The 13,316-nt window shown below is 65.1% G+C and carries 11 protein-coding genes; 5 read left to right on the forward strand and 6 right to left on the reverse strand.

Annotated features, from left to right (window positions below; genetic code table 11):
• Positions 1-56 precede the first annotated feature (56 nt).
• Positions 57-980: a LysR family transcriptional regulator gene (locus ABIE32_RS04975; RefSeq protein ID WP_224152078.1), complete on the reverse strand. Its 924-nt coding sequence runs from the start codon at positions 978-980 to the stop codon at positions 57-59.
• Positions 981-1,156: 176 nt separating this feature from the next.
• Here ABIE32_RS04975 and ABIE32_RS04980 point away from each other — a divergent pair, with 176 nt between their 5' ends.
• The 4 genes from ABIE32_RS04980 to ABIE32_RS04995 all read left to right on the forward strand — a co-directional run bounded on the left by ABIE32_RS04980 (position 1,157) and on the right by ABIE32_RS04995 (position 8,164).
• Positions 1,157-1,993, forward strand: a complete 837-nt coding sequence (locus tag ABIE32_RS04980; protein ID WP_429014461.1) for an alpha/beta hydrolase — start codon at positions 1,157-1,159, stop codon at positions 1,991-1,993.
• A 192-nt stretch (positions 1,994-2,185) separates the two neighbouring features.
• Positions 2,186-3,427 carry an efflux RND transporter periplasmic adaptor subunit gene (locus tag ABIE32_RS04985; protein ID WP_224152080.1) on the forward strand — a complete coding sequence of 414 codons (1,242 nt, stop codon included), beginning with the start codon at positions 2,186-2,188 and terminating at the stop codon, positions 3,425-3,427.
• A gap of 23 nt (positions 3,428-3,450) precedes the next feature.
• Positions 3,451-6,681: an efflux RND transporter permease subunit gene (locus ABIE32_RS04990; RefSeq protein ID WP_429014463.1), complete on the forward strand. Its 3,231-nt coding sequence runs from the start codon at positions 3,451-3,453 to the stop codon at positions 6,679-6,681.
• Between the two features lie 13 nt (positions 6,682-6,694).
• The gene (locus tag ABIE32_RS04995; RefSeq protein ID WP_377779395.1) at positions 6,695-8,164 is read left to right on the forward strand and encodes an efflux transporter outer membrane subunit; all 1,470 of its coding nucleotides are present in this window, start codon (positions 6,695-6,697) and stop codon (positions 8,162-8,164) included.
• A 110-nt stretch (positions 8,165-8,274) separates the two neighbouring features.
• Here ABIE32_RS04995 and ABIE32_RS05000 read toward each other — a convergent pair whose 3' ends face one another.
• Together ABIE32_RS05000 and ABIE32_RS05005 are read right to left on the reverse strand one after the other, a co-directional pair.
• Complete coding sequence (locus ABIE32_RS05000) at positions 8,275-9,285, reverse strand: pyridoxamine 5'-phosphate oxidase family protein (protein WP_429014464.1); 1,011 nt, start codon at positions 9,283-9,285, stop codon at positions 8,275-8,277.
• Complete coding sequence (locus ABIE32_RS05005; RefSeq protein ID WP_429014466.1) at positions 9,282-9,911, reverse strand: glutathione S-transferase family protein; 630 nt, start codon at positions 9,909-9,911, stop codon at positions 9,282-9,284. The genes ABIE32_RS05000 and ABIE32_RS05005 overlap by 4 nt, the downstream gene beginning before the upstream one ends.
• Before the next feature lie 106 nt (positions 9,912-10,017).
• Between ABIE32_RS05005 and ABIE32_RS05010 the strand changes: the two genes are divergently transcribed.
• On the forward strand, positions 10,018-10,953 hold the full coding sequence (locus ABIE32_RS05010; RefSeq protein WP_429014468.1) for a LysR family transcriptional regulator: 936 nt from the start codon (positions 10,018-10,020) through the stop codon (positions 10,951-10,953).
• Between the two features lie 31 nt (positions 10,954-10,984).
• Here the strand turns inward: ABIE32_RS05010 and ABIE32_RS05015 are convergent, their stop codons facing one another.
• The 3 genes from ABIE32_RS05015 to ABIE32_RS05025 are packed head-to-tail and all read right to left on the reverse strand — an operon-like array spanning position 10,985 to position 13,307.
• Positions 10,985-11,650, reverse strand: a complete 666-nt coding sequence (locus ABIE32_RS05015) for an isochorismatase family protein (protein WP_429014469.1) — start codon at positions 11,648-11,650, stop codon at positions 10,985-10,987.
• 23 nt (positions 11,651-11,673) lie between these two features.
• On the reverse strand, positions 11,674-12,504 hold the full coding sequence (locus tag ABIE32_RS05020) for an ABC transporter permease (protein WP_429014471.1): 831 nt from the start codon (positions 12,502-12,504) through the stop codon (positions 11,674-11,676).
• Positions 12,505-12,518: 14 nt separating this feature from the next.
• Positions 12,519-13,307 (reverse strand): ABC transporter ATP-binding protein, encoded by a 789-nt coding sequence (locus ABIE32_RS05025; RefSeq protein WP_429014473.1) that lies wholly within the window; start codon positions 13,305-13,307, stop codon positions 12,519-12,521.
• Positions 13,308-13,316: the final 9 nt, after the last annotated feature.

The raw sequence follows: 13,316 nt of genomic DNA on the forward strand, positions 1-13,316 counted from the left end.
TGTGGCACGGCGTGCTCCAGTTGCAGCCGCGACCCAGGATTGTTGGCAAATACGTTCTAAACGCTGCTCTGGCCCTGCAGCAGTGGGTTTCTTGCGAACAGATCGACCACCCAGTCCACAAAGGCGCGCACCTTGGCGCTGAGGTGGGAGTTGGGCGGGTAGACCACGTAGACCGGCAAGAGCGGGTGCTTCCAGTCTTCCAGCACCTGCTGCAGCTGGCCGTTTTTCAGGTGCTCGTTGATCTGGAAACGGCTCGCCTGGCCAATGCCCTGGCCTGCCAGCAGCGAGAAGATATAGGCATTGCTTTCGTTGACGCACAAGTGCGCGGGACCTGCGATCTCGATCACTTCGCCATTCTTGTGAAACTCCAGCGGATAGCGCCGCGCAGACACTGGCGAGAAATAGATCACGTTGCGATGGCCGGTTTCCAGGTCACGGGGGTGCTGGGGAATGCCGTGGCGCTCCAGGTATTGGGGAGCTGCAACGGTGATGAAGTCCAGGTTGCCGATGCGGCGCGCCACAAGCGATTGGTCGGCCAGCTCGCCCCCTCGGATCACGCAGTCCACACTGTCGCTGATGAGGTCCACGGTGCGGTCGCTCACGCCCAGGTCCATCTGGATTTCGGGATAGCGGGACTGGAACTCGGCCAGGTGCGGAATGATGAGCAGGCGCGCCACTGACGTTCCTACGTCCACGCGCAGGCGGCCGCGCGGCGTGGTGCGAGCCTGGCTCACGCTGGCCTCCAGGTCGTCGAAATCAGCCAGCAGGCGCACCGCGCGGTCATAGTAAGCCGCGCCGTCGGCCGTGACCGTGACGCGGCGCGTGGTACGGTTGAGCAGTTTCACGCGCAGGCGCTCTTCCAGCGCCTGCACGTTCTTGGTCACACTGGCTTTGGGCACCTGCAGCGAATCGGCTGCCCGCGTGAAAGTGCCGGCTTCCACAACCCGCGCGAAAATACGCATGGCCTGAATCTGATCCATGGGATCTCCTTGTCCTCGCGAAATCTCGGGCTCGCCGAGGATTCGGGATTCTCACACACAGCTTGGCCTGTCATTATTCAAGAATTGGAAACAGTGTGGCCGCGTTTGCGGGGTTTATGCCGCCAATGCGTAACGCTACATTCTCATCTCATCGGCCGGACCCGTCCGGAAACCCCATGTTGAACACCAAAAAACCTGCACCAACCACCAACTCCCATACCGACACCACCATTGAGGTGGCAGGCGGCATGCAGGCCAGCGTGCGCATGTATGGCAGCAAGAAGCGGGGAGAGGTCTCTCCGCTGGTGGTGCATTTTCATGGTGGCGCTTTTGTGACGGGTGACCTGGACAACGGCTGCACCGTGGGCAATGCCCTGGCAGCTGCCGGGGCCTGCGTGGTGTCGGTGGCCTACCCGCTGGCGCCGGAGCACCCGTTTCCCCGCCCGCTGGAGCTGGGGTACGCGGTGCTTCAGTGGGCCCACAAACAGCGTGTCAGGCTGGCCGGCAAGGGTGCGCCGCTCTATCTGGCGGGCGAGGAGGCCGGTGCCAACCTGGCCGCCGGCGTCTGCATGATGGCGCGCGACCAGTTGCACCCGCCGCTGGCGGGCCAGATTCTCATCTCGCCCATGCTCGACCCCTGCGCTGCCACGCCTTCGCAGCGCGCTGCGCAGGGCGATTCCGTCAAATGCAAGTGGGCCTCGGGGTGGTGCCAGTACCTGGGCGGCTCGCACGATGCCGAGCATCCCTATGCCGTGCCCGCCAGGGCGCATCGGCTGGCGGGGCTGCCACCCTCACTGATTCTGGTGGGGGGGGACGACCCGATGCGCGATGAGGCCCTGGGGTATGCCCAGCGCCTGGAAGCTGCCGGATTGACCGTCTTCCAGCATGTGTTCGAGGGCGCCGGCCAATGGCCCGATGCCCTGGTGGAGCCACCGCCCGAACCGTGCCCTTGTGCCGTGCAGATGCAGGAGCAGCTGCACAAGTTCTTCGAGACAACGCGATGTCGGCTGTGAGCTGACCGTGCCTTGCTGAGACCGCTGCCTTGATCCGGCCCCTGTATCCATAGGCCGGAGCAAGCAAAAGCGCGCTTTTTTCGTTTTTTGATCCTCATTCGATTCCTGGCCCGAGCGCTGGAAGGGGTGAGCTTTGCCTGCCGCAGGAAGGTTTTTTTCCTGCATCCACTCATAGAACCTGAAGACACTGCCATGAACGACAACACCCAACCCTCCCTCCGCCGCCGCTGGTGGGCCGCTGCTGGCGTTGCTGCAGCCATTACCGCAACGGCCGGAGCCGTCCTGGGCCTGCAGCCATCGCACGCCGAGGCGCCCGCGCAACAGGCAGCGCCGCCAGCCGTGCCGGTTTCGGTGGCGCAGGTTCTGCAGCAGGATGTGACGCTGTGGAATGAATTTTCCGGCCGCCTTGAAGCGGTGCAGCGCGTCGATGTGCGCCCGCGCGTCTCCGGCGCCGTGCAGGCCGTGCACTTCAAGGAAGGCGCGCTGGTAAAGACGGGCGATCTGCTTTTCACCGTGGACCCTGCGCCCTATGCGGCCGAAGTTGACCGCGCCGAGGCGCAGGTCGTTGCCGCCAGGGCGCGCATGGCCTATACACAAAGCGAATCCGAGCGGGCCACGCGCCTGTGGGATGAGCGCGCCATCGCGCAGAAGGAATACGACGAACGCGTGAATGCCCAGCGCGAAGCCGATGCGAACCTGCGTGCTGCCCAGGCAGCGCTGCAGACGGCCAGGCTGAACCTGGGCTACACGCAGGTGAAGGCGCCGGTGAGCGGACGGGTGGGGCGCATCGAGATCACCGTCGGCAACCTCGTGAGCTCCGGCGCCGGAGCCCCGGTGCTGACCACCCTGGTGTCGGTGGATCCGATGTACGCCAGCTTCGATGTGGATGAGCAGATCGTGGCCAATGCCCTGCAGGGCCTGGAAGACACCCGCAAGGGCCGCAGCGCCCGCGCGATGATCGAGACCATCCCCGTGCAGATGGGCGTGGGCGTGAACGGCGCAACGCCCTATACCGGCCACCTGCAACTGATCGACAACCAGGTCGATGCGAAAAGCGGCACGGTACGCGTGCGTGCGGTGTTCGGCAATGCCGATGGCATCTTGATGGCGGGGCAGTTTGCCCGCATCCGCATGGGCCAGCCGCAAAGCACCCAGGCCGTGCTCATCAACGAGCGCGCCGTGGGCACAGACCAGAGCAAGAAGTTCGTGCTGGTGATCGGCGACGGCAACAAGGCCGAGTACCGCGAGGTGCAGCTGGGCGCGCCTGTCGATGGCCTGCGCGTGGTCACCACCGGCCTCAAGGCGGGTGAGCGCATCGTCGTCAACGGCCTGCAGCGCGTGCGTCCGGGCGTCGTCGTCGCGCCGCAGGACGTGCCCATGGACGCCAAGGCCGAACTGGCTGACAGCCGCCCTGCAAAGCAGCCCGCGGCCTGAGAACCCTTACCTCCTCCGACATCATGAACCTCTCCCGATTTTTCATCGACCGCCCGATCTTTGCGGGCGTGCTGTCGGTGCTCATCTTTCTCGCGGGCCTCATCGCCATGCGAACACTGCCGATCTCGGAGTACCCCGAAGTCGCGCCGCCCTCGGTGGTGGTGCGCGCGCAGTACCCGGGTGCCAGCCCCAAGGTGATTGCCGAAACCGTGGCCACGCCACTGGAAGAGTCCATCAACGGCGTGGAAGGCATGCTCTACATGGGCAGCCAGGCCACGACCGACGGTGTGATGACGCTCACCGTTACTTTCAAGCTCGGCACCGATCCTGACAAGGCCCAGCAGTTGGTGCAGAACCGCGTCTCGCAGGCCGAGCCGCGCCTGCCCGAGGAAGTGCGCCGCCTGGGCGTGACCACGGTCAAGAGCGCACCCGACCTCACCATGGTGGTGCACATGGTCTCGCCCAATGGCCGCTACGACATTGATTACCTGCGCAATTACGCCGTGCTCAACGTGAAGGACCGGCTGGCCCGCATTCCTGGCGTGGGGCAGGTGCAGATCTTTGGCGGCGGCGATTACTCGATGCGCGCCTGGCTCGACCCGCAGAAGGTGGCGCAGCGCGGCCTGTCCGCCAGCGATGTGGTGGCGGCCATCCGCAAGCAGAACGTGCAGGCGGCCGCTGGCGTGGTGGGTGCATCGCCCGGCCTGCCGGGCGTGGACACGCAGATGTCGATCAACGCGCAGGGGCGCCTCTCCAGCCCCGAGGAGTTTGGCGACATCATCGTCAAGACCGGTGCGGACGGCGCTGTGACGCGGCTGCGCGATATCGCCCGGCTGGAGTTGGGGGCTGCCGATTACTCGCTGCGCTCGCTGCTCAACAACGACCCGGCCGTGGGCATGGGCGTCTTCCAGGCACCCGGATCGAATGCGCTGGAAATCTCGGACAACGTGCGCAAGACCATGGCCGAACTGGCCCAACTCATGCCCGAGGGCGTGGAGTACCGCATTGCGTATGACCCGACGCAATTCGTGCGCGCATCCATCGAGTCGGTGATCCATACACTGCTCGAAGCCATTGCGCTCGTGGTGATCGTGGTGATCCTGTTCCTGCAGACCTGGCGTGCCTCCATCATTCCGTTGCTGGCAGTGCCGGTGTCGGTGGTGGGCACGTTTGCCGTGCTGCACCTGCTGGGTTTCTCGATCAATGCGCTCTCGCTGTTCGGCCTTGTGCTGGCCATTGGTATCGTGGTGGACGACGCCATCGTGGTGGTGGAAAACGTGGAACGCAACATCGAAGCGGGGCTCACGCCGCGTGAGGCCACCTACCGCGCCATGCGTGAGGTGTCGGGCCCCATCATCGCCATTGCGCTGGTGCTGGTGGCGGTGTTTGTGCCGCTTGCTTTCATCAGCGGCCTCACGGGGCAGTTCTACCGCCAGTTTGCGGTCACCATTGCCATCTCCACGGTGATCTCCGCCATCAACTCGCTGACGCTGTCGCCTGCGCTGAGTGCGTTGCTGCTCAAGGGCCACCATGAGCCCAAGGATGCACTCACGCGCGGCATGGACCGTGTGCTGGGCGGCTTCTTCAAGCGCTTCAACGCGGTGTTCCACCGGGGCTCCGAAGCCTACAGCGGTGGCGTGCGCCGCGTGATCGGGCACAAGGCTGGCATGCTGGTGGTGTACCTGGCGCTGGTGGGCGCGACCTGGGGCCTGTTCCATCTGGTGCCCGGCGGCTTCGTGCCGATGCAGGACAAGCAGTACCTTGTCGGCTTTGCGCAACTGCCCGATGGCGCGACGCTGGACCGCACCGACAACGTGATCCGCCGCATGGGTGAGATCGTCAAGAAGAACCCGAACGTGGAGGATGCGATTGCCTTCCCGGGCCTGTCGATCAACGGCTTCACCAACAGCTCCAACGCGGGCATCGTGTTCGTGACACTCAAGCCCTTTGCCGAACGCACGCGCGCTGACCAGAGCGGCGGCGCAGTCGCCGGGCAGCTCAACCAGGCCTTTGGCGAGATCCAGGACGCCTTCATTGCCATGTTCCCGCCGCCGCCAGTCGCAGGCCTGGGCACCACGGGGGGCTTCAAGCTGCAGATCGAAGACCGTGGCTCGCTGGGCTACGCAGGCATGGATGCCGCCGTGAAGGCTTTCATGGCCAAGGCATACCAGACGCCGGAGCTGGCGGGCCTTTTCACCAGCTGGCAGGTCAATGTGCCGCAGCTCTATGCCGATATCGACCGAACCAAGGCCCGCCAGTTGGGCGTGCCGGTGACGGATATCTTCGAGACGCTGCAGATCTACCTGGGCAGCCTGTATGCGAACGATTTCAACGAGTTTGGCCGCACCTACAGCGTGCGCGTGCAGGCCGATGCGGCATTCCGTGCGCGACCCGAGGATGTGGGCCAGCTCAAGGTGCGTTCGATGACGGGCGAGATGGTGCCGCTGTCGGCGCTGATGAAGCTGGACGCCAGCTTTGGCCCCGAGCGCACCATGCGCTACAACGGGTTTCTGGCCGCCGATGTGAATGGCGGGCCTGCGCCGGGCTTCTCGTCGGGGCAGGCGCGCGCGGCGGTCGAGCGGGTGGCGGCCGAGACGCTGCCGCCAGGCATCGGCTTTGAGTGGACGGAGCTGACGTACCAGGAAATCCTGGCGGGCAATTCGGCGGTGCTGGTGTTCCCGATTGCCATTTTGCTGGTGTTCCTGGTGCTGGCTGCGCAATACGAAAGCCTGACGCTGCCGATTGCCATCATCCTCATCGTGCCCATGGGCCTGCTGGCGGCGATGACTGGCGTATGGCTCTCGCATGGTGACAACAACGTGTTCACGCAGATCGGGCTCATCGTGCTGGTGGGGCTGTCTGCCAAGAACGCGATCCTGATCGTCGAGTTCGCCCGGGAGCTGGAGTTTTCAGGGCGCACGCCGGTGCAGGCCGCCATTGAGGCGAGCCGCCTGCGTCTGCGGCCGATTCTGATGACGTCGATGGCTTTCATCATGGGCGTGTTGCCTCTGGTGCTGTCCACCGGCGCAGGTTCTGAAATGCGCAGCGCCATGGGCATTGCCGTGTTCAGCGGAATGATCGGTGTGACCGCGTTCGGCCTGTTTCTGACTCCCGTGTTCTACGTGGTGCTGCGTCGCCTGGCGGGCAACCGGCCGTTGCAGCAGCACGGCAGCCATGTGGCGCCGATCAGCGAGCCCGGCCACGGTGGATCGGCGATGCCCGTGCTTGCCGCAGCGCGTGGTCATGACGAATGAACGCAATTGACGAATGGATAACGATATGAAATCAATGCAACGCATCCGATTCCTGGCTGCGCCCCTGAGCGCGTTGATGGCGGCCTTGGTGCTGGCGGGTTGTGCAAGCGCGCCACCCACCGTGGCAGAGCACGCAGGCGTGGCTGTGCCCGCCAGTTTCAGTGAGCAGAAAAGCGCTGCAGCAGCAGGCTGGACGACGGCGGCGCCAGCAGAAGCACAGCCGCGCGGCGCATGGTGGCTGGCGTTTGCCGACCCCGCACTCAGCGCCCTGGTGGAGCGCGCAGGCGAGGCCAACACCGATGTGCAGACTGCTGCAGCGCGTCTTGCGGAGGCCCGTGCACTGCTGCGCTCGGCTGATGCGCAGCGCCAGCCCCAGGTGGGCGCGTCGGGTGGCGCAGTGCGTCAGGCGGGTGCCAACACCGCTAACGGCATGCAGCCTGCCACACTGGTCACTGCCGGGTTGAACTTCTCGTACGAGGCGGATCTGTTTGGCCGCCTCTCGGGGGCGAGCGATGCTGCGCGTGCAGATGCCACCGCGCGCGAGGCGCTGCTGCAGAGCACCCGCCTCATGGTGCAGGCCGATGTGGCGCAGACCTATCTGCAACTGCGTTCGCTGCAGACCGAGCGCCAACTGGTCGAACAGAGCCTGACGGCCTACCGTGAGACGCTGAACCTGATCGAGCGACGCTTTCGGGCAGGCGATGCGGCCGAGCTGGATGTGGCGCGCATGAAGACCGAAGTTTCTGCCACCGAGGCCGAAACGTTGGCCCTGGAGCGCCAGCAGGCCACACTTACGCATGCGCTGGCAGTGCTGGTAGGCGATGTGGCCACGGGCTTCACGCTGGCATCGCAGCAGGGTGAAGCGACGCTTCCGGTGATTCCGGCGGGTGTGCCCGCCACGGTGCTGGCACGCCGCCCTGACGTATCGGCTGCCCAGGCCTCGGTTCTGGCGGCACAGGCGCGGGTGGGGGTGGCGCAGGCAGCATGGTTCCCGGCCATCACGCTCACGGGCAATGGCGGTTACGCATCGCCAGAACTGGGCGATCTGTTCAAGTGGTCGGCACGGTCATGGGGCATTGGCGCCTTGCTTTCGCTGCCCATTTTTGATGGTGGCCAGCGCGCCGCGCAGGAAGAGGGTGCCCGTGCGCGGCTGGAGGCGGCGGTGGCTGCCCAGCGCGGACAGGTGCTTGCCGCTTTCCGGGAGGTGGAGGACCAGCTCAGTGCGTTGCGCCTGCTCGCTGGCCAGTCGCAGGTGCTAGGGCAGGCCGTGCAGTCGTCCGAGCGGGCCACGCATCTGTCGGATGTGCGCTACCGCAATGGCTTGGTGAGCCAGCTGGAGCTGCTGGATGCGCGCCGCAACGAGTTGCGCAACCGGCGCCAGGCGCTGCAGGTGCGCACCGCCCAGTACACCGCCACGGTGGCACTCATCCGCGCGCTGGGCGGGGGGTGGGAGAGCGGCGCGCAGCTTGCTGCCCGCAGCTGACCGCCCGTAGCTAACCGCCCATAGTTCGCCGCCAATTGCTGGCCGCGGAATGTAAAAGCCTGGGAGCGCTCCGCTCCCAGGCTTTGTTTTTTCTTTCTCCAGGCCGGTCGTTAGAGCGCAGTCACGGCAGCCCGCTCGCGCATCACCCGAAACTGGGGTGCGGCTACCGGTGCCGTCCATCGCAGGGGCAGGGCATGCGGGCGCCACAGCCCCTCCAACACCTTGAAGCGGAGCACCCGCAGGGCGCCAGGCCAGGGCGCACAGGCGGCAGCATCCCACAGCAGCTCTGTCTCGGCCGCCACATGCAGCAGGCCACCGCTGTCATAGTCTACAAACAGCAGGCCCGCCAGCGGGTGCTGTGCGAGGTTGCCCAGGGTATTGAAGAACTGGTTGCCGGGGTAGTCCGGCATGCTGAGTGTGATGCCCTGTTCGGTTTGCGCTACCTGCACAAAGCCGGGCTCGCCCCCGCGGTGCGAGATGTCTACGCCGTCGGATCGCGCGAGGCCGGGCCGGGCGGCCGAGGCGCTGGCGATGAACAAGGTGTCGCTGCGTGCCAGCAGTGCCAGGGTGGCAGCGTCAAGCGCGGGGCCCAGGGGCTGTGGTGCGGAAGGGTGCGGTGGCAGTGCTTGCGATGGCGCAAGCGCAAGCGGCTCGCGGGCCTGGATGTACTTGGGGCAGTTGCCAAAGCTTTGCACCACGTCGATGGCGAGCCCTTCGTTGTTGAACGCCGCAACCCGGCCATTCATCCGATTGCGTCTGCGTGTGTGCGGCTCCAGTCCCAGCACGCCCACCGGGCTGCCCGAGGACAGAAGGGCGAGCACCGGATCGGCAGCGCCTGGCTGAACGTTTATCTGCATGCGGCGCATGTCAGGGGTGTGCACAAAGCCGGGCGCACCGGCCACCATCGTGGCCCAGGGCTGGCCTGCAGCGTCGAGCGCAGCCAGCAGCAGCGTGGGCAATCTCTCGAACAGCTCGCGGTGCTGGTCGGGCATGTGGTCGCGCAGTAGCATGGGGCCAGCAGCCGCCATGCGCTCGCGCACGCCCACACGGGCCTGCAAGGCCTGCTCGCCCGCATGAAAGGCATCCGGGGCCATGTCCAGGGGCTGCGTGGCTGCAGTCATGCGGCCTCCACAAGTCGGTCGGACAGCGGCACATAGCCGCGCAAGGCCTGCACGCGGGCCACCCAGGCGGTAATGCGCGGGTAGGTGGCGAGCGGCAGCCCGCCGATCCCGGCCTGCGAGGTGTAACCCACCAGGGCCAGGTCTGCAAGGCTGGGCTCGGCGCCGCCCAGCAGCCAGTCGCGGCCCTGCAATTCGCCTTCCATGAAATCCAGCAGCCGCCGTCCGGTGGCCTGCGCTGCTTCGCTCACCGGCTTGCCGGTGATGGCCGCAAAGCGTGGCCCGGCAATGCCTGGGCCGAGCATGCCCGCTGCCAGACTGAACCAGCGCTGCAACCTGGCCTGGCCTACAGGGTCTTGCGGCATCCAGTGGCTGCCCGGGGCATAGCGCTGCGCCAGGTAAACCAGGATGGCATTGCTGTCGGACAGCACAAGGTCGCCATCCACCAGCACGGGCACCTGTCCGAGTGGATTGAGTGCCAGAAAACCGGCGCTCCGGTTCTCGCGCTGAAGCAGATTCACATCCAGCGTTTCATAGGGCAGGCCCAGCATGGACAGCAGCAGCTCCACGCGGTGGCAATGGCCCGACAAGGCGAGGCGATAGAGTTTGAGGGGCTGTGTGGGTGCCATGGCGAAGCTTCTTTCCTAGGGGATGGACAAGGTCTTCACCTTAGCTATTGCATGAATTGGGGTAAATAGAGATATTGAGAACTTCAAAATTGCAAATGGCGAAATAATGGATCACCTCGATACCCTGCGTTGCTTCGTGGCCGTTGCCGAGGCCGGGGGCTTTGCGCCTGCTGCGCGCAGCCTGGGGCGCTCGCCTGCGGCTATCACGCGGGCCATTGCCGCGCTGGAGGCCCGGCTGGGCGTATTGCTGCTGCGGCGCAGCACGCGGGTGGTACGGCTGACCGAGGCGGGTGAGCGTTTCCTGGGCGATTGCCGCCCGGTTCTGGCCGATCTGCACGAAGCCGAGCAGGCAGCGCGCGGTGCGCAGGCCCAGGTGCAGGGGCAACTGTCCATCACCGCGCCGCAGATGTTTGGTATCTGCCATGTGGCACCCATCGTGCAGGATTTTCTGGCAGCGCATCCGCGTATTCAGGCGCGCACGCTGTTCGTCAACTGGCTGGTGAATCTGCTTGATGAAGGCATGGATGTGGCCGTGCGCATTGCCCATCTGCCCGATTCCGGGCTCACGGCGTTACCCGTCGGGGCGCTGCGCAAGCTGGTGGTGGCGTCGCCCGCCTATCTGGCGCGATACGGGGAGCCACGCGATCCGGGTGAGCTGTCCAGCCACCGGGCCATCGGCATTTCGCGCGATGCGCGGGCCGTGGCGCCGTGGGCGTTCAAGGATGGCGTGAGCGCCCAGCCGCAGATCTGCTGGATCAGCAACAGCAACGAGGTGGACATTGCAGCGGCCGAGGCGGGCCTGGGCCTCACGCGCTGCCTGGCCTACCAGGCGGCGGCCGGTCTGCAGGCGGGCCGCCTGCGCATTGTGCTGGCTGCGCATGAGCCGCCGCCGGTGCCGGTACACATCGTCTACCCCGCCGGGCGCCGGGCCCCGGCCAAGGTGCGGGCCTTCGTGGAGTTTGCGCGCGAGCGGCTGGCCCAGGTGCCCGTGTTGCAGGGCAGGGGGCTGGAGCCGGGATGGGAAAGCCGGAAAACGGACTGATTTTGGTCGCCCGGGGTCATGCCACCATGGATCAGCGCAGGCGCTCTACCACTTCGTCCACGGTGAGCACATCGCCAAAGAAAAGCATCCAGTTGTTGAGCGAGTGCTCGTGCTCATACGGGGTGACGGCGGCCAGCGCATCGTCGACCATGATGGTGGCGTAGTCGAGCATCATGGCATCGCGGGCGGTGGATTCGCAGCACACGTTGGTGACGGTGCCACCGATCAGCACGGTGCGGATGCCATGGGCCTTGAGCACCGCGTCCAGCTCAGAGGCCCCCGGTGCCAGTGCGCTGTAGCAGCGCTTGACGACCGTGAGGTCGTTTTCCTGTACATCCAGCGTGTCGGGCATCTCGAAGCCTTCGTGGCTGGCACTCAGCTCCAGCAGGCGGCGGGCACTGCGCTCGGGGGTGAGCATGTGCCTGTGGTGGTGCGACCAGAACTGGTCGGCGCCATCTGCGTTGGTCTTGATCCATACCACTTTGCCGCCGCGTGCGCGCATGGCTGCGGCCAGTTTGTTGACGTTGTCAAAAATACCGCGTGCCGGCGCGCATTCGCCCTGAAAGCCGGGCTGTGTGTAGTATTTCTGCAGATCGACCACGACAAAGGCGGTGGTGGTGACATCGAGCGTGTCGTAGGGGTGGAGTACGCCCTGGCGTGCCTTTACGCGCTCCACGATCCATGGTTCAAATTGCATAGGTCCTCGCGGTTTCTGTTTCTTTATGCGTAGCGGTGCTGCACGGCCTTTTCCAGGCGGGTGACGGCCAGGTACATGACGGCGGACAGCATGGCCAGCACCACGATGGCGGCCATCACGATGTTGAGCTTGAAGACCTGGCTGCCATTGACGATGAGAAAGCCCAGGCCGGCGCTGGAGGACTGGAATTCGCCCACGATCACACCGATCAGCGACAGGCCGATGTTCATCTTGATCGCCGCAATCACGGCAGGCACGCTGCCGGGGAAGACGACATAGCGCATCACCTGCATCTTGCTGGCGCCCAGGGTGGTGGCCAGTTTGATCTTGTTGGGGTCGATGGCCTGAAAGCCTTCGTACACCACCATGATGGTGATGAAGAGCGAGATGGCGACGGCCATGCCGTACACCGAATACTCGGAGCCCAGCCAGATGTAGAAGATGGGCACGAAGGCGATCTTGGGCATGGCATTGGCAATCACGAGGAAAGGGTCGAGCACCTTTTTCAGAAAGCCGCTCCACCACAGCAGGGCCGCGATCAGAACGCCCAGCACCATGCTGACGGCAAAGCCGATGATGGTGGCCTTGAAGGTGATCCAGGTGTGCCCTGTCAGATCGCCGGTCTTGAACAGTTCGACCAGTGTGGGAAGCACGGCCGAGGGGTAGCTGGTCAGCATGGGGTTGATGACCTGGGTGCGCGCCAGAATCTCCCAGACAGCCAGAAAGACAGCCAGCACGCCGATGCGGCTGGCCGTGATCAGCAGCTTGCGGCGCTGGATCTGTGCGAGCCATTGCACATATTCGGGGCTGCGGGCATCGGGCGGGCTGGTGGCCTGTGTGTTGGTGGTGTTCATCACGGTGCTCATGTTCAGCCTTCCACGTGGGCGTCGATTTCATCCCACAGCACGTTGAAATAGTCGTTGAACTCGGGGCAGCCGCGTGCCTCGAATGGGGTCGGGCGCTTGCCGCCGGTCGATGGAAAATCCATGTGGTGCACCGATTTGATGCGGCCGGGGCGGCGCGAGAGCACGATGACGCGGTCGGTCATCGCAATGGCCTCGCCAATGTCGTGGGTGACCAGAATCACGGACTTGCCCTCGTCGCGCAGCACATCCACCACCTCGTCGGCAATCGACAGGCGGGTCTGAGAGTCGAGTGCGGAAAACGGCTCGTCCAGCAGCACTACATCCGGGTTGGTGACCAGGGTGCGCGCCAGGGCCACGCGCTGGCGCATGCCGCCCGAGAGCTGGCGCGGGTAGTGGTGCAGGTAGTCGCCCATGCCGCACTTTTGCAGCAGGCCGATGGCGCGTTTTTCTGCAGCAGCCATGTCCTTGTTCTGGATCTGCGCGCCCAGCAAGGTGTTTTCCAGGATGGTGCGCCATTCGAACAGGTAATCCTGCTGCAGCATGTAGCCGATGCGCGGGTTGGGGCCGACGATGGCGCTGCCATCGACGAACACGTTGCCGCTGGATGGGGGCAGAATTCCCGCCAGAATGGACAGCAGCGTGCTCTTGCCGCAGCCCGATTGGCCGATCAGGCTGATGAATTCCCCCGGTTTGACCGAGAGGTTGATGTTCTGCAGCGCCTGCGTCTCGCCCTGTTGGGTGAAATAGCGCAGCGACACATTGTCGACATGGATGCGGTAGGGGCTGTTCATGGCACCGTC

The organism is Comamonas sp. 4034, assembly GCF_050434545.1.
Taxonomy (GTDB): Bacteria; Pseudomonadota; Gammaproteobacteria; order Burkholderiales; family Burkholderiaceae_C; genus Comamonas; species Comamonas odontotermitis.